Source organism: Sphingomonas sp. IW22 (genome assembly GCF_041321155.1).
In the GTDB taxonomy this organism is placed as follows: Bacteria; Pseudomonadota; Alphaproteobacteria; order Sphingomonadales; family Sphingomonadaceae; genus Sphingomonas.
On sequence record NZ_JBGGWB010000001.1, the window covers coordinates 1,377,409 to 1,401,912 of the forward strand.

The 24,504-nt window shown below is 67.7% G+C and carries 22 protein-coding genes; 10 read left to right on the plus strand and 12 right to left on the minus strand.

Annotated elements, in window-relative coordinates; genetic code table 11:
- Positions 1 to 44: 44 nt before the first annotated feature.
- Genes ACAX61_RS06965 through ACAX61_RS06995 form a run of 7 tightly spaced genes read right to left on the minus strand, consistent with a single transcriptional unit; the run spans position 45 to position 7,448 of the window.
- Positions 45 to 1,544 carry a CoA-acylating methylmalonate-semialdehyde dehydrogenase gene (locus ACAX61_RS06965; protein WP_370714049.1) on the minus strand — a complete coding sequence of 500 codons (1,500 nt, stop codon included), beginning with the start codon at positions 1,542 to 1,544 and terminating at the stop codon, positions 45 to 47.
- Between the two features lie 47 nt (positions 1,545 to 1,591).
- The gene (mobA, locus tag ACAX61_RS06970; protein ID WP_370714050.1) at positions 1,592 to 2,131 is read right to left on the minus strand and encodes a molybdenum cofactor guanylyltransferase; all 540 of its coding nucleotides are present in this window, start codon (positions 2,129 to 2,131) and stop codon (positions 1,592 to 1,594) included.
- A complete protein-coding gene (gene fdhD, locus ACAX61_RS06975) occupies positions 2,128 to 2,907 on the minus strand; it encodes a formate dehydrogenase accessory sulfurtransferase FdhD (protein ID WP_370714051.1) in 780 nt (259 codons plus the stop codon). The genes mobA and fdhD overlap by 4 nt, the downstream gene beginning before the upstream one ends.
- Positions 2,900 to 3,808: a tyrosine recombinase XerC gene (locus tag ACAX61_RS06980; RefSeq protein WP_370714052.1), complete on the minus strand. Its 909-nt coding sequence runs from the start codon at positions 3,806 to 3,808 to the stop codon at positions 2,900 to 2,902. The genes fdhD and ACAX61_RS06980 overlap by 8 nt, the downstream gene beginning before the upstream one ends.
- Positions 3,809 to 3,824: 16 nt before the next feature.
- Positions 3,825 to 5,111, minus strand: coding sequence for a dihydrolipoamide acetyltransferase family protein (locus ACAX61_RS06985; RefSeq protein ID WP_370714053.1), 1,287 nt, complete (start codon positions 5,109 to 5,111; stop codon positions 3,825 to 3,827).
- Positions 5,112 to 5,115: 4 nt separating this feature from the next.
- Complete coding sequence (locus ACAX61_RS06990; RefSeq protein ID WP_370714933.1) at positions 5,116 to 6,120, minus strand: alpha-ketoacid dehydrogenase subunit beta; 1,005 nt, start codon at positions 6,118 to 6,120, stop codon at positions 5,116 to 5,118.
- Positions 6,121 to 6,164: 44 nt separating this feature from the next.
- On the minus strand, positions 6,165 to 7,448 hold the full coding sequence (locus ACAX61_RS06995; RefSeq protein WP_370714054.1) for a 3-methyl-2-oxobutanoate dehydrogenase (2-methylpropanoyl-transferring) subunit alpha: 1,284 nt from the start codon (positions 7,446 to 7,448) through the stop codon (positions 6,165 to 6,167).
- A gap of 187 nt (positions 7,449 to 7,635) precedes the next feature.
- Here ACAX61_RS06995 and ACAX61_RS07000 point away from each other — a divergent pair, with 187 nt between their 5' ends.
- Genes ACAX61_RS07000 through ACAX61_RS07010 form a run of 3 tightly spaced genes read left to right on the plus strand, consistent with a single transcriptional unit; the run spans position 7,636 to position 13,657 of the window.
- Positions 7,636 to 8,376, plus strand: a complete 741-nt coding sequence (locus ACAX61_RS07000; RefSeq protein WP_370714055.1) for an ImuA family protein — start codon at positions 7,636 to 7,638, stop codon at positions 8,374 to 8,376.
- Positions 8,294 to 10,351: a DUF6504 family protein gene (locus tag ACAX61_RS07005; protein ID WP_370714056.1), complete on the plus strand. Its 2,058-nt coding sequence runs from the start codon at positions 8,294 to 8,296 to the stop codon at positions 10,349 to 10,351. Before ACAX61_RS07000 ends, ACAX61_RS07005 begins: the two co-directional genes overlap by 83 nt.
- Before the next feature lie 3 nt (positions 10,352 to 10,354).
- Positions 10,355 to 13,657, plus strand: a complete 3,303-nt coding sequence (locus tag ACAX61_RS07010; RefSeq protein ID WP_370714057.1) for an error-prone DNA polymerase — start codon at positions 10,355 to 10,357, stop codon at positions 13,655 to 13,657.
- A gap of 9 nt (positions 13,658 to 13,666) precedes the next feature.
- On the opposite strand, the gene ACAX61_RS07015 is transcribed toward ACAX61_RS07010, so the two are convergent.
- The gene (locus ACAX61_RS07015) at positions 13,667 to 15,442 is read right to left on the minus strand and encodes an SLC13 family permease (RefSeq protein ID WP_370714058.1); all 1,776 of its coding nucleotides are present in this window, start codon (positions 15,440 to 15,442) and stop codon (positions 13,667 to 13,669) included.
- Positions 15,443 to 15,593: 151 nt separating this feature from the next.
- Entirely contained in the window at positions 15,594 to 15,950 is a 357-nt protein-coding gene (locus ACAX61_RS07020) for a JAB domain-containing protein (protein ID WP_370714059.1), read from the minus strand.
- Positions 15,951 to 16,154: 204 nt separating this feature from the next.
- On the opposite strand from ACAX61_RS07020, the gene thyA reads away from it, so the two are divergent.
- On the plus strand, positions 16,155 to 17,051 hold the full coding sequence (thyA, locus tag ACAX61_RS07025; RefSeq protein WP_370714060.1) for a thymidylate synthase: 897 nt from the start codon (positions 16,155 to 16,157) through the stop codon (positions 17,049 to 17,051).
- A 67-nt stretch (positions 17,052 to 17,118) separates the two neighbouring features.
- Positions 17,119 to 17,280 carry a DUF1674 domain-containing protein gene (locus ACAX61_RS07030; RefSeq protein WP_370714061.1) on the plus strand — a complete coding sequence of 54 codons (162 nt, stop codon included), beginning with the start codon at positions 17,119 to 17,121 and terminating at the stop codon, positions 17,278 to 17,280.
- A 15-nt stretch (positions 17,281 to 17,295) separates the two neighbouring features.
- On the opposite strand, the gene ACAX61_RS07035 is transcribed toward ACAX61_RS07030, so the two are convergent.
- Together ACAX61_RS07035 and tsaD are read right to left on the minus strand one after the other, a co-directional pair.
- Positions 17,296 to 18,270 carry an NAD(P)H-dependent glycerol-3-phosphate dehydrogenase gene (locus ACAX61_RS07035; protein WP_370714934.1) on the minus strand — a complete coding sequence of 325 codons (975 nt, stop codon included), beginning with the start codon at positions 18,268 to 18,270 and terminating at the stop codon, positions 17,296 to 17,298.
- Positions 18,270 to 19,304, minus strand: coding sequence for a tRNA (adenosine(37)-N6)-threonylcarbamoyltransferase complex transferase subunit TsaD (gene tsaD, locus ACAX61_RS07040; RefSeq protein ID WP_370714062.1), 1,035 nt, complete (start codon positions 19,302 to 19,304; stop codon positions 18,270 to 18,272). The genes ACAX61_RS07035 and tsaD overlap by 1 nt, the downstream gene beginning before the upstream one ends.
- A gap of 38 nt (positions 19,305 to 19,342) precedes the next feature.
- On the opposite strand from tsaD, the gene hemC reads away from it, so the two are divergent.
- From hemC to ACAX61_RS07055, 3 genes are read left to right on the plus strand one after another with little or no spacing between them, the layout of a single operon-like run.
- Positions 19,343 to 20,269 (plus strand): hydroxymethylbilane synthase, encoded by a 927-nt coding sequence (gene hemC, locus ACAX61_RS07045; protein ID WP_370714063.1) that lies wholly within the window; start codon positions 19,343 to 19,345, stop codon positions 20,267 to 20,269.
- Positions 20,254 to 20,940 (plus strand): uroporphyrinogen-III synthase, encoded by a 687-nt coding sequence (locus ACAX61_RS07050; RefSeq protein ID WP_370714064.1) that lies wholly within the window; start codon positions 20,254 to 20,256, stop codon positions 20,938 to 20,940. The genes hemC and ACAX61_RS07050 overlap by 16 nt, the downstream gene beginning before the upstream one ends.
- Positions 20,937 to 21,800 (plus strand): hypothetical protein, encoded by an 864-nt coding sequence (locus tag ACAX61_RS07055; RefSeq protein WP_370714065.1) that lies wholly within the window; start codon positions 20,937 to 20,939, stop codon positions 21,798 to 21,800. Before ACAX61_RS07050 ends, ACAX61_RS07055 begins: the two co-directional genes overlap by 4 nt.
- Positions 21,801 to 21,806: 6 nt before the next feature.
- On the opposite strand, the gene ACAX61_RS07060 is transcribed toward ACAX61_RS07055, so the two are convergent.
- A complete protein-coding gene (locus ACAX61_RS07060; RefSeq protein WP_370714066.1) occupies positions 21,807 to 22,259 on the minus strand; it encodes a hypothetical protein in 453 nt (150 codons plus the stop codon).
- Between the two features lie 180 nt (positions 22,260 to 22,439).
- On the opposite strand from ACAX61_RS07060, the gene ACAX61_RS07065 reads away from it, so the two are divergent.
- Both ACAX61_RS07065 and dnaN read left to right on the plus strand, forming a co-directional pair.
- Entirely contained in the window at positions 22,440 to 23,090 is a 651-nt protein-coding gene (locus tag ACAX61_RS07065; protein WP_370714067.1) for an outer membrane protein, read from the plus strand.
- A 191-nt stretch (positions 23,091 to 23,281) separates the two neighbouring features.
- Positions 23,282 to 24,409: a DNA polymerase III subunit beta gene (gene dnaN / locus ACAX61_RS07070; protein WP_370714068.1), complete on the plus strand. Its 1,128-nt coding sequence runs from the start codon at positions 23,282 to 23,284 to the stop codon at positions 24,407 to 24,409.
- Positions 24,410 to 24,504: the final 95 nt, after the last annotated feature.

Here is a 24,504-nt window from a genome sequence, read left to right on the forward strand (position 1 = left end):
TCTGCCCGACCAAATCCCCGCCGCGCCCACGGTTCCGTCCATCATCAGCCCATGGTCGGGATGACAAAGGCGTTGGCGGCGTCGCCCACCCCGCCATCGGGCCAGCGTTGCGTAACGGTCTTGACCCTGGTCCAGAACCGCACGCCCTCCATCCCATGCTGGTTGACATCGCCAAAGGCGGAACGCTTCCACCCGCCAAAGCTGTGATAGGCGACGGGCACCGGGATCGGCACGTTGATGCCGACCATGCCCACCTCAACCCGCGCCGCGAACTCGCGCGCGGCATGGCCGTTGCGGGTAAAGATCGCGACGCCATTACCATATTGATGCTGGCTGGGCAGCCGCACCGCCGTTTCAAAATCAGGCGCGCGTACGATCTGGAGGACCGGACCGAAGATTTCCTCCTTGTAGGACTGCATGTCGGGCGTCACGCGGTCGAACAGGCTGGGGCCGATGAAAAAGCCCTGCTCATGCCCCTGAAGGCTGAACCCGCGTCCATCGACGACCAGTTCCGCGCCCTCGTCCACGCCAGTCTGAATCCAGTTTTCGACGCGCTGTTTGTGCGCAGCATTCACGACCGGGCCGTAATGCGCGTCATTGTCGGTCGACACGCCCACGCGCAGCGCGGCGATGGCGGGGATCAGCTTTTCGCGCAGCGCATCGGCGGTCTTTTCGCCTACCGGCACCACGACGGGCAGCGCCATGCACCGCTCCCCCGCCGAACCGAATGCCGCGCCCGACAGGTCGTTCACCACCTGATCCAGATCGGCGTCGGGCATGACGATGCCATGATTCTTGGCCCCGCCCATCGCCTGTACGCGCTTTCCGGCCTCGACCCCGCGGCGATAGACATAATGGGCGATGTCGGAGGAGCCGACGAAGCTGACCGCGCCGATCGCCGGATGATCGAGGATCGCGTCGACCATTTCCTTGTCGCCGTGAACGACCTGCAAAATCCCCTCCGGCGCGCCAGCTTCGCGCATCAGTTCGGCCAGGCGCACGGGGACCGATGGGTCACGCTCCGACGGCTTCAGGATGAAGGCGTTGCCACAGGCGATGGCGACGCCGAACATCCACATCGGGATCATCGCCGGGAAATTGAACGGCGTGATGCCAGCCCCGATGCCGATCGGCGTCCGCATCGAATACACGTCGATGCCGGGACCGGCGCCGTGGGTATATTCGCCCTTCAGCGCGTGCGGGATGCCGCATGCGAACTCGACCACTTCCAGCCCGCGCTGGATGTCGCCCTTTGCATCGGCAATCACCTTGCCATGTTCGGACGACAGCATGTGCGCCAGCGCGTCCATGTTCGCCTCAACCAGTTCCTTGAACCGGAACATCACGCGCGCGCGGCGTTGCGGGTTGGTGGCCGCCCATGCGGGTTGCGCGGCCTGTGCGGCGGCGACGGCAGCGTCCAGCAGCGCGCGGTCGCCCAGCGGCACGGTTGCCTGCACCTGACCGCTGTTGGGATCGAACACCTCGCTCGTCCGCGCAGATCCGCCACCGGCATGACCCGCAATGAAATGGTCGATCGTCCGCATCCTCATCTCCTGTCGGCGTGTCCGCCTGTATCTGGTTTCATTCGTAACTAGCAGGGTGGCGGGCGGTCCCGCAACACCGTGTCGAGGTCGCCCGGTGTGTTGATGTTGGCCAGTGGCGGCGCGTCGACGGGCACCGCCTCGCACACGGCCGCCCATCCGCGCATCGAGCGGCGCGGGTCGGTCGCGACGAAATGGTCGAGCAAAGCGGCATGGCGCACCGGCCAGATGCCGATAATGGGCAGGCCGCCGACAAAGACCGCATCGCCCCGCCCCGCCAGCATCGCCAGCAGCGCGTGCGGCACGGCGGGCGTGTCGCACCCCAGCGTCAGGACCGCATCCGCGCCCATCCCGGCGCCGTGATGCAGCGCGGCGTTCAGCCCGCCCAGCGGCCCCAGTCCCGGACCCGGACGATCGGGCACGCCCGCTACGCCCGGCCACTCTCGCCCGACCACAGCCAGTGCATCGCAATGCGGCTCCAACGCCGCCAGCGCATGATCGATCAGCGGACGGCCATCCAGCAGCGCCGCCGCCTTGTCGCTGCCGAACCGGCGCGATTCGCCGCCAGCCAGAACCGCACCCAGAATCACGGCACCGCCAGCATCGTGTCAGGCCGCGCCAGCACCACCAGCCGCAGCCCGGCTTCGCCCGCCCGTTCCACCGCCAGCGTCGTCGGCGCCGAAATGGTGACGAGCAGCGGACAATTCGCCAGTGCCGCCTTCTCCACCAGTTCGAACGAACAGCGCGAGCTGAGCAGCGCAAGGCCGCCGTCCCAACCCAGTCCGCCGCGCGCAATCGCGCCGATCAGCTTGTCGAAGGCGTTGTGGCGGCCGACATCCTCGCGCACCAGGCGGATCGTGCCGTCAGCGGCGGCAAGCGCGGCGGCATGGACGCCGCCAGTCGCGCGATTCAGCGGCTGATGATCGCGCAAGGCCGACAGCGCGGCGAAACAGGCCGCATCGCCAGCATCACTGGTCGCAGTGACACGTGGCAACGGGCGTAGCGCCTGTTCCAGATTCTCGATCCCGCACAGGCCGCACCCGCTTTCGGACACGCGGTGCCGCACCCGGTCCGCCACCCGCGCAGCGCGTTCGGGGATCAGGGTTGCGCGCGCGATCACGCCACGGTCGGTCGGGTGCAGGTCCAGTTCGGCCAGCTCCCCCGCCCGCTCGATCAGGCGTTCGGCCAGCGCAAAGCCGGTGATCAGATCATCCAGATCGGCGGGCGTCGCCATCAGCACGGCATAGCCGATGCCGTTGAACTCGACCGCAATCGGCCGCTCGACCGCCACCGCGCGCTCGATACCCCGCGCGGCCCCGTCGCGGGCGATGGCGTTGAAGCGCGTCAGCTTCGCGGGTTCAGGCACGCGGATGGGCATTTCGATAGACGTCCAGCAGATGCGCCGCGTCGACCGCGGTATAGATTTGGGTGGACGCCAGGCTGGCATGGCCCAACAGCTCCTGCAACGCGCGCAAATCGGCGCCCCGGCCCAGCAGGTGCGTGGCAAAGCTGTGCCGCAGCGCATGGGGCGTGGTGCGGTCGGACAGACCCAGCCGCACGCGCGCCGCGCGCACCGACCGGCGGATGATCGCGGGCGACAGGGGACCGCCCTTTGCCCCGCGAAACAGCGGTGCATCCCCCGACAGGTGATAGGGGCAGGCGGCGGCATAAGCCTGGATCGCGTCGCGCACGGCGGGCAACAGCGGCACGACCCGCATCTTGGCCCGCTTCCCCGTGACGCGCAGCGTGTCGCCGACGGGCAGCGCCGCGCCGGTCAGCGCCATCGCCTCTCCAATGCGAAGGCCCGCGCCGTACAGCAGCAGCAGCACTGCCCAGTCGCGCGCGCCGATCCACGGTTCACGCGCATCCTCTGACACTTCCTCGGCCAGCGCGACCGCTTCGGCGGGGGCAATGGGGCGCGGTACGCCCTTTTTCACGCGCGGGCCGGAAACACGCGGCGGCGGCGCCCCGGCAAAGGCCATCAGCGCGCGCACCGCCGACAATTCGCGCGCGGTCGATGCATTACCCAACCCCGTTTCCCGCCGCGCCGCCAGAAAGGCACGCAGATCGGCCTGGCTCAACCGCGACAGGTCGCCGGCGGCGACGGGGCCTCCCCAGTGCAGGCGCAGAAACGCCAGCAACCGCTCCGCCGTTGCCTGATAGGCGCGTACCGTATGCGCCGAACGCCGCCGGTCGCGGGCCAGATGCCGGGCAAAGGCGATGGGAAGCGGCGCGTCGGTCACGGACGCGACGCTACCCCATGCCATGCGCCACGGGAACCGTTCAGTCGGCGAACAGCAGCACCGGTGTTTCCAACAGCTTGCGAACCGCCTGGACATAGCTGGCGGCATCCCAACCATCGACGACGCGGTGGTCGCAGCTGATCGACAGGTTCATCAGCTTGGCGCGGCGAATGTCGTCCCCGTCGAATACCGGGCGCTCGACGATCTTGTTCGGGCCGATGATCGCCACTTCGGGCCGGTTGATGACCGGCGTGGTGGCAATGCCGCCCAGCGGCCCCAGCGACGTGACGGTGATGGTCGATCCGGACAGTTCGTCCGACTTCGCCTTGCCGCTGCGCGCGGCATCGGCCAGCCGCGTGATCTCCGCCGCCAGTTGCCAGACATTCTTGTCCTGCGCGTCACGGATGACCGGCACCATCAGCCCGGCATCGGTCTGCGTCGCCATGCCCATGTGCACCCGGCCCGAACGCATCACGACGCCCGCTTCGTCGTCATAGCGCGCGTTCAGCATCGGAAAGTCGGGCAGCGTGCGACAGATCGCCACGATCAGGAACGGCAGCAGCGTCAGCTTGGGCCGGTCGCCGCGATTGGCGTTCAGGTCGCCGCGCATCGCCTCAAGCGCGGTTACGTCGATTTCGTCGACATAGGTAAAGTGCGGGATCGCCCGCTTCGACGCGGCCATGTTTTCGGCAATGCGGCGACGCATCCCGATGACCTTGACCTGCTCGTCATCGCGCGCGCGGCTGGCGTGCGGGGCGTGATAGCCCTGCGCCGCGCCGTAACGCAGGAAGGCGTCCAGATCGGCATGACGGACATGCGCCCCTTCATGCCGCACCTGCGACAGGTCGATGCCCAGATCCTTGGCCCGCGCGCGCACGGCGGGAGAGGCGAGCACCTTTGCCTTGTCCGCAACCGGCGCAGGTACCGGGGCAGACGCAGCAGGCGCCGGGGCGGGCGTTTCGACGGGTGCGGGCGCTTCGGTGGGCGCCACTTCCTCGACGCCGGGATTCTCGGCCTCGACCTGTTCCTCGACCACCGGCGCGGTGGGGGCGTCGCCCTGAGCGGGTGCGTCATCGCTCTCCGCACCTTCGGTTTCGATCACCACCAGCGTCGATCCGATCGGCACCTGATCACCGACTTCGCCCGCCAGTTCGACAACGGTACCCGCAACCGGCGATTCCATTTCGACGGTCGCCTTGTCGGTCATCATGTCGGCCAGGCTCTGGTCTTCCTCGACCCGGTCCCCGACCTTGACGTGCCACGCGACGATTTCGGCCTCGGAAATGCCCTCGCCAATGTCGGGCAGGCGGAACTTGAACAGCGCCATGGGGTCAGTCCTTCATGATCTTTTTCAGCGCCTGTCCGATCCGCACCGGGCCGGGGAAATAGGCCCATTCAAGACTGTGCGGATAAGGCGTGTCGAACCCGGTCACGCGCTCGACCGGGGCTTCGAGATGGTGAAAACAGCGTTCGGTGACGAGCGCCGACAATTCCGCGCCGAAACCGGCGGTGCGCGTCGCTTCGTGGATGATCATGCAGCGGCCGGTCTTTTTTACCGACGCCTCGATCGCCTCGATGTCCAGCGGGACCAGCGTGCGGAGGTCGAGGATTTCGGCATCGACGCCCGCATCCTCCACCACCGCCTGCGCCACATGCACCATCGTGCCATAAGCCAGGATGGTCAGGTCGCCGCCTTCGCGCACGCACGCCGCCTTGCCCAAGGGAATGCGGTAATAGCCGGTCGGCACCGCGCCGCCGGGATGCGCGGACCAGTTCTTGGCCGGGCGGTCCCAATTGCCGTCGAACGGACCGTTATAGATGCGCTTGGGTTCGAAAAAGAGGACGGGATCGTTATCCTCGATCGCGGCGATCAACAGCCCCTTGGCGTCATAGGGGGTGGCCGGGATGACGGTCTTCATGCCCGATACGTGGGTAAAGATGCCCTCCGGCGACTGGCTGTGCGTCTGCCCGCCGAAAATGCCGCCGCCAAAGGGAGAGCGCACCGTGATCGGCGCGGTAAATTCCCCACCGGAACGATAGCGCAGCCGTGCCGCTTCCGACACCAGCTGGTCCAGCGCCGGATAGATATAATCGGCGAACTGGATCTCCGGCACCGGGCGCAGGCCGTAAGCGCCCATGCCGATCGCTACGCCGATGATCCCGCATTCGGTGATCGGCGTGTCGAACACGCGGGTCTTGCCATATTTGGTCTGCAAACCGGCGGTGGCGCGGAAAACGCCGCCGAAATAGCCGACATCCTCGCCCATCACCACGACGCTGGAATCGCGGGCCATCATCACGTCCATGGCGGAATTGATCGCCTGGATCATGTTCATGCGGCTGGTTTCGCCCGCCGCATCGCCTTCGTCGTGCATCTCGCTCACTTGCGCGCCCATGGCCGTCCGCTCGCTTCTTCCTCGGCCAGCATCTGGGCCTGTTGTTCCTTGAGGTGCCAGGGCATTTCCTCGAACACGCCGTCGAACAGCGTGTCGAGCGGCTGGTGCAGGCCGTGGCCAAGGATGCCGTTCGCCTCGGCTTCCTTCTGCGCCTTCTTCACCGTTTCGGCGAGTTCCAGATCCTGCGCGGCATGGGCGTCTTCGTCCCATTCGCCCAGCGCGATCAGGTGGTCGCGCAACCGGCGGATCGGGTCGCCCAACGGCCATTCGGTCGCCTCTTCGGCAGAGCGATAGGCGGTGGGATCGTCGCTGGTCGAATGCCCCTCGGCGCGATAGGTGAAATGTTCGATCAGCGTCGGCCCGGCATTGGTGCGCGCGCGCTCCGCCGCCCATTCGGTCGCGGCATAGACCGCCAGCGGATCGTTGCCGTCGACACGCAACCCGGCAATGCCATAGCCCAGCGCGCGCGCGGCGAACGTCGTCGCCTCGGCACCCGCAAAGCCTGAAAAGCTCGAAATCGCCCATTGGTTGTTGACGACGTTCAGGATGACCGGCGCGCGATAGACGGTGGCAAAGGTCAGCGCGGAGTGGAAATCGCCCTCCGCCGTCGACCCTTCGCCGCACCAGGTCGCGGCGATACGGCTGTCGCCCTTGGCCGCGCTCGCCATCGCCCAGCCTACGGCCTGGGGATATTGCGTCGTCAGGTTGCCGGAGATCGAGAAGAAACCATGATCCTTCGCCGAATACATGATCGGCAGCTGCTTGCCCTGCAGCTTGTCACCCCGGTTGGAGTAGATCTGGTTCATCATCTCGACCAGGCTGTAGCCGCGCGTGATGAGGATGCCCTGCTGGCGATAGCTGGGGAAACACATGTCGTCGCGCTGCATCGCCATGGTGGCGGCAACCGACACGGCTTCTTCGCCGGTGCACTTCATATAGAAGCTGGTCTTGCCCTGACGCTGGGCACGGAACATGCGTTCGTCGAACGCGCGCACCAGCGCCATCTTGCGCAGCATCAGGCGCAGCATATCGGGCGACAGGCGCGGCGCCCATGGCCCGACGGCCTGCCCCTGATCGTCCAGCACGCGCACCAGACCATAGGCCAGTTCGTGAAAGCTGTCGGGCGCGTCGCCCGGTTCGGGACGGCGCGCGGCACCGGCAGGCGGCACGTCGATATGGCTGTAATCAACCTTGTCGCCGGGCCGGAATCGCGGTTCGGGCACATGCAGCGACAGGGGCGGGCGATTGGCGGGTGGAACGCCTGTCAAACCATGCTCTCCAAGGATGCCGGCGTCGTTCGACGGCGCGGGCGGATCATCATTGGCGCGTTATTATAAAATTACAACGCACTTGGCGAGAGGCAAAGTCACATCTGAAACCAACGCTTCGCGAAAGCCGGTTGACTCATTCACGGATTGGAACAGAATAGGAACATTCTGGTTCAATCGAGTCGTCATGTCCGCCACCCTAGCCGAACTCCGCGCGACGCTGAATGCGATCGAAGGCAACGGCTTTCGCCGTCGTCCCGCCCTGCCCTTCGGCATCGGGGCGGTCGACACGCGACTGGCGGGGGACGGGTTGCGACTCGACGCGCTGCATGAAATCGCGGGCGAAAGCGCCGACCTGGCCGACGATGCCGCCGCCACCCTGTTTCTAAGCGGTATTGCCGCGCGGGCATGGGGCACCGTGTTGTGGGTGGTGCGCCGCCGCGACCTGTTCGCGCCGGGGCTGGCGCAAGTCGGCCTAGCCCCCGAACGCGTCCTTTATGCCGAAGCCGCCGACGATGCCGAAGCGCTGGCGCTGATGGAAGAAGGGCTGCGCCACCGCGGGCTGGGCGCGGTGGTGGGGGAGGTCAAGCGCGTCGGCTTGCCCGCCACGCGCCGCCTGCAACTGGCGGCGGAGGGCGGGCGGACGATCGCCCTGATGCTCAAGCGGCATGGGCGGCCGGGGGCCGATCCGCTGGGTGCGCCATCGGCGGCGGTGACGCGCTGGCGCATTGGTTGCGCACCATCGACGCCGCTGTCGGTGCCGGGGGTTGGCCGCGCACGCTGGCGCGTGGCGCTGGTGCGTCAGCGGGGCGGGGAAACGGGGGAATGGTTATTGGAGGGATGCGATGCGACGGGTCGCTGCGCTCTGCCTGCCCGACTGGTCGATCGACCGGCTGCGGCGGGCGGGCGCGATCGCCGCGCGGCCTGAACGCGCGGACGCTCCCTCAACCGATGCGCTGGCGGCGATGGTCGCGGACGAGCAGGCAAACGAATGTTCGGTGCCGAACACCCCCGGCTGGCGCCCCGGCGCGCGCTGGGCACGGGCAGAGCTCGATGCCGCGATTCAGGCGCTGCCGCTGCATCAGCGCCCACCCATGCGCGAACTGGGCCGCCGCAGCGAAGCCGCCGAGCACCCCTTTCGCGCGCTGCGCCCCGATGAGGCGCGCGGCGCAGTGCCCTTTGCCCGCGACAAACAGGTGCCGTCCCCCGAACCGCGCCCGGCACCCCCCGCCCCCGCGCCGCTACCGCAGGAGGGTGAGGCGCCGGTGGTCACCAGCCTGCGCGAGGGCAATCGCCTGGTCATCCATGCCGCCTGTCCCATCGCCCGCGCGCTGGGCCTTCGCCGCGGCATGGCGGTGACGGGCGCGCGAGCCATCGCGCCGGGGCTGGTGGTGCATCCCGCCGACCCGTCGGGCGATGCACGCGGCCTGCGACGGCTGGCTGTGGCGCTGGCCCGCAAATGGAGTCCCAGTGTCGCCATCGGTGGGGAGGATCTGATCTTCATCGACCTGAGCGGCGTCGCGCATCTGTTCGGCGGCGAAGCGGCGATGGCGGCGCGCATCGTCGCGGTGCTGACGCGCGCAGGACATGATGCGCGCATCGCCGTCGCGGGCACGCCCGGCGCGGCCGCGGCGCTGGTACGCCATGCCCTGCCGCCGGCCCCTGCGGCCACGCGAATGCCCGCACCGCGCCATGCCGGGTTGCGACAGGCGGCCGATTTTCGCATCCGCCACCCCCGCGACGACGGCAATCCCTATGCCCCGCGCCTAGGGGAGCCACCCCGCCCCGGCATCCGCGCCCCGGCCCCGCTGCTGGTCTGCCCCATCGGGGCAGAGCGCGAATGGCTGGCGCCGCTGCCGGTCGCGGCGTTGCGGCTGGACGGCGCCGACATTGAATTGATGCGCCGCTTCGGGATCGAGCGGATCGGCCAGCTCGAATCGCTGCCGCGCGCCCCGCTGGCCCGGCGCTTTTCCCGCGCGCTGGAGCGGCTGGATCAGGCAATGGGGCGCTTGCCCGAACCGCTGGACCCCGTCGTCCCGCGCGACGCCATCGCCTGTCGAATCGATTTTGCCGAACCCATCGCCACGGCAGAGGGGATTGCCCATTGGCTGGGCCGCCTGGTGCCGCAGATGACCGGCGAGCTGGCCGACGCCGGGCTGGGCGCGCGCGTGGTCGATCTGGTCGCCGACCGCGTCGATCATGTGCCGCAGCATTTGCGGATCGGGCTGGCCCGCGCCAGCCGCGATCCCGCGCATCTCCTGCGCCTGATCGCGCGGCGGATCGAGACGATCGAGCCGGGCCACGGCATCGACGCGATGACGCTGCACGTCCGCCGCGCCGAACCGCTGGCCCCCGCCCCCGTTGACGAGCGGCTGGATGCACAGGCCGCGCCCGATCTGGCCCCGCTGGTCGACGCCATCGCCAATCGCATCGGTGCGGGGCGGATGTGGCGCGCGCGCACGATCGAAAGCGACGTGCCCGAACGCTCGGTCGGCGTCGCGCCGCCGCTGGCCGATGATGCACCCCCCGCCCCCCGGTTGCGCGACGACGATGTCCGCCGACTGGCACCCGATGCCGCGCCGCCCGCCTGGCACCCGGCCTGGCCGCGCCCCACCCGGCTGCTCAAACGGCCCGAACGGCTGGACCATGTCGTCGCCGAACTGCCCGACCGGCCGCCCGTGCGCTTTACCTGGCGCGGGGTCAGCCACCGGGTGGTGCGCGCCGACGGACCAGAGCGTATCCATGGCGAATGGTGGCGCCGGCTGGGCGAAGCGCACGGCGTGCGCGACTATTTCCGGGTCGAGGACGAGGATGGCCGCCGTTACTGGCTGTATCGCCGGGGGGACGGCGTGCGCGGCGTGTCGGGCGATCTCAGCTGGTGGCTGCACGGCCTGTTCGGGTGAGCCATGGCCGAATATGTCGAGCTTCAGGTCGCGACCCATTTCTCCTTCCTGCGCGGCGCGTCGTCGGCGGAGGAGCTGTTTTCGACCGCATCCGAAATGGGCCACACGGCGCTGGGCATTACCGATCGCAATTCGGTGGCGGGCATCGTCCGATCGCTGGTTGCGGCGGAACAGGTAACGGCACAGGCGCGACCGATCCGCATGATTGCCGGGTGCCGCCTCGATCTGGTCGACGGGCGTGTGCTGCTGGTGTGGCCGCGCGACCGGGCGGCGTGGAGCCGGCTGACGCGGCTGTTGACGTTGGGCAAGGCGCGCGCCAATCCGCAGCGCGGCGAAAAGGGGCAGTGTTTCCTGCATTGGGAGGATGTTGCCGCTCATGCCCCCGGCCTGATCGGCGCGCTGGTGCCGCGCATGGCCGCGTTCGAGGATGAGGCGGGCATGCGCTGGATGGCCGACATCTTCGCCGGCGATGGCCATGTCGCGCTCAACTGGCACCGGCGACCCGACGATGCGCGGCGGCTGCACGCACTGGCCGATGCCGCGCGCCGCCACGGCCTGACTCCGCTGGCGACGGGCGATGTGCGCTATCACCACCCCGACCGCCGGATGCTGCACGATGTCGTCACCGCGATACGCGAAAAGACGACCATCGACGCGCTGGGCACGCGCCGGGCGCGCACCGGCGACGGCCATCTGGTGCCGCCCGCCGACATGGCGCGGCGCTTTGCCGACCTGCCGGAAGCCCTCACCGCAACCCTCGCCATTGCGGAGGCCTGCACCTTTTCCCCCCGCGAATTGAGCCATCAATATCCCGACGAAATCGTCATGTCGGGCCGCTCACCCCAGGATGCACTGGCGTTGATGGCCCGGCGCGCGCTGGCCGAGCGGTTCGCCGGCAACCCGCCGGACGCCTATTCCACGCTGCTCGAACATGAGCTGCGGCTGGTCGAGCGCATGGGCTATGCCCGCTATTTCCTGACCGTCCATTCGATCGTCCAGTTCGCGCGCAGCCAGGACATTTTGTGCCAGGGGCGCGGATCGGCGGCCAATTCGGTGATCTGCTTCGTGCTGGGCATCACCTCGATCGACCCGGTCCGCCACAAGCTGTTGTTCGAGCGCTTCATTTCGGAGGACCGGGCAGAGCCGCCCGACATCGACGTCGATTTCGAACATGAACGGCGTGAGGAAGTGATCCAGTGGATCTATGAAACCTATGGCCACGACCATGCCGCGCTGACCGCCGTGGTCAGCCGGTTTCGTGCGCGCGGCGCGGTGCGCGAGGTCGGCAAGGCGCTGGGCCTGCCAGAGGATCTGACCGGCGCGCTGGCGGGACAGGTTTGGGGCTGGTCGGCCGAAGGAGTCGGGGAACGGCATGTGTCCGCGCTCAACCTCGACATGACCGACCCGCGCCTTGCGCTGACGCTGGAATTGTCGCGCGAACTGATCGGCACGCCGCGCCATTTGTCGCAGCATCCCGGCGGCTTCGTGCTGACGCGCGACCGGCTGGACGATCTGGTCCCCATCGAACCCGCCGCCATGATCGACCGCCGCGTCGTCGAATGGGAAAAGGAGGATATCGAGGAACTGGGCTTCATGAAGGTCGATATTCTGGGGTTGGGGATGCTGGGCTGCATGCGTCGCGCCTTCGACCTGCTGGCCGAGCATAAGGATATTGCCCTGTCGCTCGCCGCCCCGGTCCTGCAGGGCGACGACCCTGCCACGTTCGAGATGATCCGCCGCGCCGACACGCTGGGCGTGTTCCAGATCGAAAGCCGCGCGCAGATGGCGATGCTGCCGCGCATGAAGCCGGTCAATTTCTATGACATCGCCATTCAGGTCGCGATCGTGCGCCCCGGTCCCATTCAAGGCGACATGGTCCACCCCTATCTGAAGCGCCGCGAAATGCTGCGCCGCGACCCGAACGCCGTCATCGAATACCCCAGCGAGGCGCTGCGCGACGTGCTGGAAAAGACGCTGGGCGTGCCGCTGTTCCAGGAACAGGCGATGCAGGTGGCGATCAAGGGCGCGGGCTTTACCGCCAGCCAGGCCGACCGCCTGCGCCGCGCCATGGCGACGTTCAAGTTCACCGGCGGCGTGGGCGAGTTTCGCGACAAGCTGATCGCCGGCATGATGGGCAACGGCATCACGCTGGATTTTGCCGAGCGGCTGGTGAAGCAGATCGAGGGGTTCGGCAGCTATGGCTTTCCCGAAAGCCATGCGGCGTCCTTTGCCAAGATCGCCTATGCCTCTTCATGGATGAAATGCCATCATCCCGACATCTTCTGTGCCGCGCTGCTGAACGCGCAGCCGATGGGTTTCTATGCCCCGGCCCAAATCGTGCGCGACGCGCGCGAACATGGGGTGGAGGTGCACCCCGTGTGCATCAACGACAGCCGCTGGGACACGCGGATCGTGGGGAGGGGCGCGGGGCAGTTGCCGCTTCGGCTGGGTCTGCGCGTGGTGGCCGGGCTGTCGAACGAACATGGCGCGGCGATCGTCGCGGCGCGGGCGGACCGGCCCTTTTCGGGCGTGGAGGATGCGTGGCGACGGTCGGGCGTACCGCTGGCCGCGCTGGAGCGGATCGCGCGGGCCGACGGGTTCCACGCGCTCGGCCTCGACCGGCGGCAGGCGCTGTGGACGATTCGCGGCCTGGGTGCGGCGCCGCTGCCGCTGTTCGCCGCCGCCGATGCGCGCGAAGGCGGCGTGGTGCCCGAACTGGCCGAACCGGCGGTCGCGCTCGATCCACTGACGGCGGGGCGCGAAGTGGTGGAGGATTACCGCGCGACGCAATTGTCGCTGCGCGCGCACCCGCTGTCCTTCCTGCGCGACGAACTGACGCGGCGGCGGATGGTGCGTGCGGGCGACCTTCGTCGCATGAAGGACGGCACCCGGCTGGAGCTGGCGGGCATCGTGCTGGTCCGGCAAAAGCCCGGCAGCGCTAAGGGCGTATTGTTCGTCACGCTGGAGGATGAAACCGGCGTCGCCAATATCATCCTGTGGCCCGACCGGTTCGAGGCCAATCGCCGCACCGTCATGTCGGCGGCGATGCTGGGCGTGCGCGGGCGGATGCAGCGCGAGGGGGAGGTCATCCACGTCATCGCCGACACGCTTGAGGATCTGACGCCGATGCTGCACACCATCGGCGACATCGACATGCCGCGCCTGTCGCGCCCTGGCGGCGGCGGCTCACCCGATCGCGGGGACCCCGAATGGCGTCCAAAGGGGCGCAGCCTGTACCACGCCGCCTTTCGCGAAGGTTGCGATCCAGAGGATGCGATCCGCCAGAAATCGCGCGATTTCCATTGACGCCGCCGCTCAATGCAGCGGCCATGTCCACATCACCAGCGGCGTGCCGACCAGCACGACCAGCAGCGACAGCGGCGCCCCCAGCCGCGCATAATCGCTGAACCGATACCCGCCCGGCCCAAGCACCAGCGTGTTGCACTGGTGCCCGATGGGGGTCAGGAAATCCGAACCCGCGCCGATTGCCGTCGCGATCAGGAACGCTTCGGGGCGATAGCCAAGGTCATGGGCGAATACCGCCGCGATGGGCGCCATCACCAGCACGGTTGCTGCATTGTTCAGGAACGGCGTCACCGCCATTGCCGCCACCATGATCAGCGCGACCGCGCCCCATGGCGGCAACGACGCCGCAACCTGCGCCAGCCCGGTCGCCAGCACGTCGGACGCGCCGGTGGTGCGAAGCGTATCGCTGACCGGGATCAGCGCGCCCAGCATGATCAGGATCGGCCACTCGACCCCCTCATATGCTTCCCTCAGCGGCAGGGCGCCCATCGCCATCATCAGCCCCGCCGCCGCGAAAAAGGCGACCGCCACAGGTACATAGCCCGTTGCCGTCACGGCCATTGCGATCGCCAGGATGACCAGCGGCAGCCAGCGCCGCTTCGAACTGCCCAGCCGCAGGCTGCGCTCCGCCAGCGGCAGGGTACCCAGGTCGCGCATCCGTTCGGGCAAAAGGCCCAGCGGACCCTGCAGGACGATGACATCGCCCGCGCGCAGATCGATCTCGCCCAGCTTCTTGGTCAGCCGCTGGCCCGCGCGCGATACCGCGATCAGGTTCACGCCGTAACGCTGCTGAAGCCGCATCCGCTCGGCCGACTGACGGACCAGCATCGAACCGGGCGTGACCACCGCCTCGATCACGCCGATCTCGTCATTCTCGCTACCTTCGGGCAAGTCGCGTTCCTGTCCGGCCAACGCCAGATGATCGCCCGCGATCACCCGCTCCAGCATGTCGGGATCGCCGCCCAGGATCAGCGTATCGCCCTCGCATAGCATCAATTCGGGGGTGACGACGGTCCGCATGTTCGCGCGCAGCACGCCGGTGATGGTGACGCCATGTTCGTGGCGCTCGATAAAGTCCGCGACCGTTTCATCGATGGCGGGCGACCCTTCCTCGATCGTCGCCTCGGTCACATAATCCTTGATGTTCAGCGCCTCACCCATGGTCGGCGCGGCGCGGCGCTCCCGCGGCAACAGGCGATAGCCGAAACGCAGGAAAATCAGCCCCACGACCAGCAGCCCCAATCCCGTCGGCAGATAATCGAACATGCCGAACGGCTGGCCCGTCATCTGTTCGCGCACGCGGCTGACGATGATGTTGGGGGATGTGCCGACCAGTGTCGTCAATCCGCCCAGCAGCGATGCGAACGCCATTGGCATCAGGAAGACCGATGGGCTGGAATCGGTTTTTTTCGCCGTCTGCACCGCTGCGGGCATCAGCATCGCCAGCGCGCCGACATTCTTGACCAGGCCCGACGCCACGCCGACCGTGGCGGTCAGCACTAGCAGTTGGGATCGCACCCGCGTCACGCGCCGCGCGACGACGCCCAGCGCGACTTCGATCAGGCCCGAACGCTGCATCGCCGTCGATATGACCAGCGCCGACCCCACGATGATGACGATGTCGTCGGAAAAGCCGGTGAACGCCGCTTTGGGATCGATCAACCCCAGCGCCAGTCCCGCCAGCAGCGCCAGAATCGCCGTTACGTCATAGCGAAACCGCCCCCACAGGAACAAACCCATCATGCCCACCAACAGGCCGATGGACAGCATTTGGGTCGTCGTCATGCGCAACAGCCCCCCTTGCGGCACCGGGGACGGTCATTGCGTCGATGTGGGGCGTTCGGACAAGCCGGAGCGTCGGTCATCGCACCACAACGTCAAACTCGCCAAATCGGCTCGCATCCTCAACGTCCGCAATCGAATTTTCGCATGACAGCTATAACAGCCCCAGTTCGCGAAAGCTGGCGACACCACTAGGCGTCAGGATCAGATGGTCGATCAGCTTCAGGTCGAGCGCTGCCAGCGCACGCTCGAACCGGCGGGTCACATCGATATCGGCGGCGCTTGGCCGTGCATCGTTCGACGGGTGGTTATGCGCCATCAGCAGCCCGGCAGCGTCGAATACCAGCGCTTCGCGCGCGACAGTGCGGATCGGCAATGTGATCGCCGCCACTGACCCGGCCGGCGTGTAGCGAAGCGCGATAACGCGGTGTGCCCGGTCCAGATAAGCAAAAGCCGCAACCTCACGCGGGGCATGGGCCAGCGGTGCGAAAATCGCCCTCGCCGCCGTCAAATCGGTAACACATTGGTTCCCCCCGCCCATCCGCACCCCCTTGCATGTGACGGCGCCGACGTTCGACAAAACAATCTCGAAATCGAAGGGTAATCTGGTCCGATCCGGACCAAGCATCCCTTGGCGGCGTGATGCGTCCAGCCACCGTTGCGCGGGAGCATGAACGACGTAGCCGACTTGGCGCGCGGGCATTAAGGAGCAGGCATGCGACACCCGGAATATCAGTATCTCGACCTGCTCGACCATGTTCTGGCAAATGGCGACCAGCGCATGGATCGCACCGGCGTCGGCACGCGATCGATTTTCGGAGCGCTGCTGCGTTTCGACCTGTCGGGCGGACAGGTGCCGATCCTGACGACCAAGCGCGTCTATTGGAAAACGGCGGTGCGCGAGATGCTGTGGTTCCTGACCGGCGGCACCAACATCCAGCCGCTGTTGCGCGACAACGTCCGCATCTGGACCGACTGGCCGCTGGCCGCCTATCGCCGCGAAACCGGCGAGCACATCGAACAGGCCGCGTTCGAGCAGCGGATTGTTGCCGATGATGCCTTCGCTGCGCGCTGGGGCGAACTCGGTCCCGTTTACGGCAAGCAATGGCGCCGGTGGCTTGGCGCTGACGGGCGCGAGCATGACCAGATCGGCACGCTGATCGAGACGCTGAATACGAACCCCGCCAGCCGCCGGATGCTGTTCCACGGCTGGAACGTCGGCGAACTGGGCGACATGGCGCTGCCGCCGTGCCACATGGTCTATCAATATCATGTAACGTCCGGCGGGCGGCTGAACTGTCTGATGTTCCAGCGGTCGGTCGACCTGCTGCTGGGCGCGGCGTTCAATTTCGTCGGCGCGGCGGCGTTGCAGCTGATGCTGGCGCAGCAGGCCGATCTGACGCCGGGGGAATTGATCTGGGTCGCGGGTGACGCGCATCTCTACCTGAACCACCTGGATCAGGCGCACGAACAGCTGGCGCGCGAACCGCGCCCCTTTCCCACCATGCGGCTGGCGCGCCGTGCCGCCAGCATCGACGATTACCGCATCGATGATTTCGTGGTGGAGGGATATGATCCCTATCCGCCGATCAAGGGAGAGGTCGCGGTCTGATCCGCCCTTGATCGCGGCCCCGATAACGCCATCTGCAAACGCGTCGATTGTTGCGATGGAGCGAAAAATGGGCCAGCGCCCCCCGCATGTGAAACCGCCCGCCTATCTGTCCAAAAGCCCGCCGGTGCCAAAGCCCGAACCGATAAAGGCGCAGGGCGACGACCCCTTGGGCCGCGACCCGGTGCGTTATGGCGATTGGGAGCTAAAGGGGATCGCGGTCGATTTCTGACGGCAATCCGCCGTTTCAGCTTTCGGCGCGAAGCGGGCGGGTCAGCAGCCGTTCGATGATGGCGCCCACATCGGCCCCCTCCAGCAGCGCACAGACCGCTTCGGTCACGGGCATGTCGACCTCGCGGATCCGCGCGTCCTCTCGCAGCACCGGGGCGGTGAAGGCCCCCTCTGCCACGGTGCGCCGGTCGCTCATCATCGCGGCGGCCGAACGACCCTGACCGATCCCCACGCCGAGCGAGAAATTACGGCTGCTGGTCGACGAACAGGTCAGCACCAGATCGCCCAGACCCGACAGGCCGGCCAGCGTTTCCGGACGTGCGCCGCGCGCCACGCCGTACCGCGTCATTTCGGCAAAGCCGCGCGCGATCAGCGCCGCACGTGCATTCTGACCCAGCCCCGCGCCCTCGACCACGCCACAGGCGATGGCCAGCACATTCTTGACCGCGCCGCCGATTTCCGCGCCGACCACGTCGTCGCTGGCATAGGGGCGCAGCGCCGGGGTCGCCAGCCGTTCGGACAGTGCCTCCCGCAGCGCCGGATCCGCACAGGCGAGCGTCACGGCGGTGGGCAGCCCGGCGGCGACTTCATGGGCAAAGGTCGGTCCCGACAGCACCGCCAGCGGGGCCTGTGGCTGGGCATCGGCCGCGATTTCGCTGACCAGCCGTCGTGTCCCCGCCTCGATCCCCTTGGCGCACAGCACCAGCGGGCGCGTGCCCACTGCCATACCGGACAACACAGCGCCAACATGCTGGGCAGGCACCACGACCAGCAGCGCTTCGGCCTGTTCCAGATCGGACAGGTTGGCGGTCGCGCGCACCGCCGTCGACAGCCTCGCCTTGGGCAGGAAGGCGGCGTTGACATGGTCGGCGTTGATGCTGTCCACAACGTCCGCCTCGCGCGCCCAGAGGATCACATCCTCTCCGCCCGAAGCCGCCGCCTGTGCCAGCGCCGTTCCCCATGCACCCGCACCGATGACCCCGATCCGCATCATGCCTTCACCCCCGCCCCGCGCACCGGCACCGCATCGGGATCGAGCGGCCATCGTGCGCGCGCCGGCGCATCCAGCGGATCAGTCAGTCCGACGGCAAACCGCTCGGCGCCCGCCCATGCGATCATCGCGGCATTATCGGTGCACAGCCACAGCGGCGGCGCGACAAAGCGCATGTCATGGGCATGGGCCAGCGACTGGAGTGCATCGCGCACCCCCTTGTTCGCGGCGACCCCGCCCGCAACCACCAGCGCCGTCGCGCCGGGCGCGCGCGCCAGTGCCAGCCGGGTGCGGTCGATCAGGCAATCGACCACCGCCTTGCTGAACGAAGCGGCAATATCCTCAACCCGGTAATCGCCCGACTGCGCCGCGCGCGCGACCGCGCTTTTCAGCCCGGCAAAGGAAAAATGCGGCTCGCCCGACCCGACCAGCGGGCGCGGCAGCGGCACTGCCGCCGGGTCACCCGACGCGGCAGCGCGCTCCACTGCCGGCCCGCCGGGAAAGCCAAGGCCCAGCAGCTTCGCCGTCTTGTCGAACGCTTCGCCCGCAGCATCGTCGATCGTCGTCGCCAGTCGCACATGATCGCCGACGCCGCGCACCAGCAGCAACTGGCAATGCCCGCCCGACACCAGCAGCAGCAGATAGGGAAACGCCAGGTCAGGCTCGGCCAGTCGCGGACTGAGCGCATGGCCCTCCAGATGGTTGACCGCGATCAGCGGCTTGCCCGCCGCGTGGGCCAGCGCCTTGCCGGTCACCAGCCCGACCATCACGCCGCCGATCAGCCCCGGCCCCGCCGTCGCCGCGACCGCATCGACATCGGCCAGTGTCACGCCCGCTTCCTCGAACGCAGCCGAAATCAGCGGCGCCAGCACGTCCGCATGCGCGCGCGCGGCAATTTCGGGGACCACCCCGCCATAGGGGGCATGCGCCGCTTCCTGTCCCGCCAGCTTGTGCGACAGCACGCGGCGGTCGCTGGTGACAAGCGCGGCGGCGGTTTCGTCGCAGCTCGATTCGAGGCCAAGGATAAGCGCCATCGCTTCCATCTAGCCGTGCGCCGGGCTAGCACAAGGCCATGCCCAATCCCTTTCGCATCGGCACGCGCGGCTCGCCGCTGGCGCTGACCCAGGCCAATCTGGTCCGTGGCCTGCTGGCCGCCGCGCATGACCGCGATCCGCTGGCGTTTGAAATCGTCCCCATCCGCACCACCGGCGACCGGGTACAGGACCGCCCGCTGGCCGAAATCGGCGGCAAGGCGTTGTGGACCAAGGAACTGGACCGCGCGCTGCTGGACGGCGAAATCGACTGCGCCGTCCATTCGATGAAGGATGTAGAGACGATCCGTCCCGCCGCCATCGTCATCGCCGCGATGCTGGAGCGCGCCGATGTGCGCGACCGGCTGGTCGGAGCGGCCTCGATCGACGAATTGCCAGCCGGAGGCGTGATCGGCACCTCATCCCCGCGCCGCGCGGCGCAGCTGCGAAAACTGCGACCCGACCTGTCGATCATATCGTTCCGCGGCAATGTCGACACACGGCTGGCCAAGCTTGGTTCGGGAGAGGCCGATGCCACGCTGCTCGCCGCCGCCGGGCTGGAGCGGCTGGGCCGTCACGATGTCGGCACGCCGATTCCGCTGGAAATGATGCTGCCCGCCCCGTCCCAGGGCGCGATCGGGATCGAAGTGCGCGTCGACGATGCCGCCGCCCGCGCGCTGGTCGCCGCGGTCGATCATGCCGACACCAGCCGCTGCGTGCTGGCAGAGCGCGCGTTGCTGGCCGCACTGGACGCCGACTGCCATTCGCCGGTTGCGGCGAATGCGCGGATCGTGGACGGGCGGCTGGTGCTGGACGCCGAACTGTTGAGCGAGGATGGCGGCGAGCATGTCAACGGATCGATCACCGGCGACGACGGTGCGGCGATGGCGATTGCGCTGGCCGATGAGCTGATCGCGCGCGCGCCCGCCGCCGTCTGTGCGCGCTTCGGTCGATGCGCCCCCGCCTGATCGTCCTCCGCCCCGAACCGGGTAACCGCGCGACCTGTGACCGGATCGTCGCGGCGGGCGGGGTGGCGGTGGCGATGCCGCTGTTCGCTACCGGACCGCTGGCGTGGCACGCGCCCAATGCGGGGGATTTTGACGCGCTGTTGCTGACCAGCGCCAACGCCGTGCGTCACGCCGGGCCTGCGCTGGCGGAGTTCCATCATCTGCCGGTCGTGGCGGTCGGCGCGGCGACGGCGCGTGCGGCAACGGCGGCGGGGCTGTCGGTCGCGGCCACCGGGGACGGCGATGCGGGCGCAGCGGCGCTGTTGCTTGAGCGCATGGGCGCGGGCCGCATGCTGCATTTGTGCGGGCGTGAGCATCGCTCGCTGGCGGGGGTGTGCAGCATTCCCGTCTATGCCAGCGACCCCATCGACCCGCCCATGCCGGGCGTGCTCGCGGGGGCGACAGCACTCATCCATTCCCCCCGCGCGGGCGCCCGGCTGGCTGCGCTGGTGGATGCAGCAGGCATCGATCGCGCGCGTGTGGCGGTGGCTGCGATCAGCCGTGCGGCACTGACGGCAGCGGGCGATGGCTGGCGGTGCGCCACGGCGATCGACCGGCCCGACGACAATGCCCTGATCCGCGCCGCGCTTTCGATTGACCCTGACGATGGGGGCAGGGATAAGACGGCATGATCGGTGACGAAGTGTCGTTCGAAGCGCGTCCGCCGCGACGCGGGCTGGGTGCGCTGTGGGCGCTTGCAATCATCGGTGCGCTGGTGGCGGGGATCGTCGTCGCGCTGTGGTGGCTTGCCCCGGCCTGGGAACGCTGGCGCCGCCCCACGACAGACACTGCATCTGCCCAGCCTGTCGCCATTCGCGCGCCCCAGCCCGAACCTGGCGCCGACCTGACGTCGCTCTATGCACGCGAAATTGCGCTCGCCGCGCGGCTGGAGACGCTGGAAAGCAGGCTTCAGGGGATTGAGGGCGATTCGCGCGCCGCGTCCAGCCATGCGACGCGGGCGGAAGGCGTGCTGGTCGCATTTGCCGCACGGCGCGCGCTCGATCGCGGACTGCCGCTGGGCTATGTCGATCGTCAGCTTCGTGAACGCTTTGGCGCGATCCGGCCCAATGCAGTGGCGGCGGTGACGTCGGCGGCGGGGCGGCCGGTCACGCTCGAAGACCTTCGGCTGGGCTTAGATTCGATGGCGCCCACATTGATGAGCGGCACGCGGGACGGTTGGTGGCCTGCACTGAAGCGCGAAGCCGCCACCTTGATCGTCCTGCGCGAAGAAACGACGCCCAGTGCGCGCCCCGCCGATCGGCTGACCCGCGCCCGCCGCCTGATCGACGCCGGACAGGTTGAGGCCGCCATCGCGGAGGTTGCCAGGATGCCGGGCGCTGCAGGCGCGTCGAGCTGGCTCGAAGCCGCTCGCCGTTACGTCCGCGCCCGCCGTGCGCTGGACATTATCGAGGCAACGGCACTGTCCATGCCCGATCCCGCGCCGATGCCACCACCGGCGCAGAATACCACCGAAGCCCCGCCCACAACCTGAGGCCCCTCACCCGGCACACGCCGCGCCCGCCGCGTCGATCGCGCTCGCCGCGCCCGACAGGCGATAGACATCGGCAAAGGGCCGCCGATTGGCCCCGACCGTCTCGACGCTCAGGCTGCGTGCGCCGCGCATTGCCGCCACGATCGCGCGGTCGGTCACCGCATCGGGCGCCCAGGCGTCGCGTGGGCCGGCGGTCAGGCGGAATCGCCGGTCGCCGATCGTCAGCGTAACGCGTGCCGCGTCGCTGCGCGGGCGGCTCAGCCGGACATGCAACTGGGCCTGCACCTTTGCCCCCGGCCAATAGGATATGGCAACGAATCCGCTCCGTCGGACATGCACCGGCGCCGCCATTGCGAAGCACCGATCCGGCCCTCGTTCGCGGAATGCGCCCCAGTCTTCATGGATGCCGATTGTTTGCCGCACCTGCACAATCAACGCCATCAGCAACAGGCCGATCATGGCCGACTGTTCCCGTCGGGCAACATGGCTCGTTTGGTTCCGTCCTTCACGCTTTCAACCCCCTGTTGCAGCAATACAACAAAATTGTCTGTTTATCTGAGGTTCATGCAACATCGCCGCGCTGCACCCATTTGAGTGCTCCGCCCGGTACGCCGGGTGAGTTCAGGTAAGGAGTTTTACATGCGTTACGCAATCGCCGCCGCGCTCGTCGCCTCGACGGCCTTCGCCGCCCCCGCTTTCGCGCAGGATATCGACCCGACCTTCACCGGTCCGCGCGTCGCGGTGCTGGGTGGCTATGACGGCATCAAGCCGGGCAGCAGCGAGGATATCGAGGGCGTCGACCAGACCGTCGACGGTTTCCTTTACGGTGTGGAAGCGGGCTATGACTTCGGCTTTGGCGGCGCGGTCGTCGGTGTCGAGGCCGAGCTGACCGATTCGACCGGCAAGGTCGAGACCAACCGCGTCAATCCCAACACCTTCGGCTTTGGCGAAGTGTCGACCGGTCGTGACATCTATCTCGGCGCGCGCGTCGGCGCACAGGTGACGCCGGGCACGCTGGTCTATGCCAAGGGCGGCTACACCAATGCCCGCCTCAACCTGCTGGGTGGCGACGGCACCAACATTCGCGACGAAAATTACGAGCTGGACGGCTGGCGTCTGGGCGCGGGCGTCGAGCGCGCGATCGGCACCAATGCCTTTGCCAAGGTCGAATATCGCTATTCGAACTATGAATCGGCGAATTTCGAATTTGCTGATGGCGGCACGACGCCGAACTTCGACGTCGACACCGACCGGCATCAGGTTGTCGCGGGCCTCGGCTGGCGCTTCTAAGCCAATCATGGCGGGGTCCGGGTGCCTTCACGGACACTTGACCCCCACCCCATCGTGCAAGAAGGGCCGGAGCGGCTTGCTCCGGCCCTTTTTCACGCTAGAGATATACGGCTGACGTATGGCGTGCCGTCGGCCGCGCATCGGCGCGGAAAGGTGAACTTCACGGTTGGGCGACGGCCCGGGGGATTGAGATGAAGGCGACGATCGAACGCGCAACCCTTTTGAGGGCGCTTAGCCATGTCCAGTCGGTGGTTGAGCGGCGCAATACCATCCCGATCCTGTCGAACGTGCTCATCGATGCACAGGCATCCGGCTCGATCCGGTTGATGGCGACCGATCTGGACCTCCAGATCGATGAAACCATTTCTGCTGCCGTTGATCAGGCGGGCGCCACCACCGTTTCGGCGCACACCCTGTTCGACATCGCGCGCAAGCTGCCCGAAGGCGCGCAGGTCGAATTGACCGCCGCAGAGGGTCGGCTGACGATCGTAGCGGGCCGCGCCCGGTTCCAGCTGGCGACGCTGCCGCGCGACGATTTCCCCGTCATTGCCGAGGGCGAATTGCCGACGCAGTTCGAACTGCCGGCAGAGGCGCTGAAGGCAATCATCGACAAGACCCGATTCGCGATCTCGACCGAAGAGACACGCTATTATCTGAACGGCATCTTCCTGCACGTCGCCGACGATGGCGGCCCGGCTGGCGGTCAGGCCGTGCTGAAGGCTGCGGCGACCGACGGCCACCGTCTGGCGCGCGTCACCATCGCCCGCCCCGAAGGCGCCGAGGCGATGCCCGACGTGATCGTGCCGCGCAAATGCGTGGCCGAACTTCGCAAGCTGCTGGACGAAGTCGACGCATCGGTCGGCGTTTCGCTCAGCGCGTCCAAGATCCGCTTCGATCTGGGTCAGGCGATCCTGACGTCGAAGCTGATCGACGGCACCTTCCCCGATTATTCGCGAGTCATTCCGACCGCGAACGACAAGCTACTCAAGCTCGATCCAAAGAGCTTCATGGACGGTGTCGATCGTGTGTCGACCATCGCCACCGAAAAGACCCGCGCGGTCAAGATGGCGGTAGACCGGGACAAGATCACGCTGTCGGTTACCAGCCCCGAAAACGGCGCGGCCGCGGAAGAGGTGCCGGGCGAATACACGTCGCTGCCGCTGGAGATCGGCTTTAACAGCCGTTACCTGCTCGACATCCTGCACCAGATCGAAGGCGATGTGGTCGAGGTCCATCTGGCCGACGCATCGGCGCCGACCCTGATCCGCGAAAACGACAAGAGCCCGGCGCTCTACGTTCTGATGCCCATGCGGGTCTGATCGCGTCCCGTTCCTCATAAATGGGGAATGGGGCAACCCTTGGCGACATGGCCGAGAAGCGATAATCTGTTTCGCAGATAAGACGAAACGGAGAG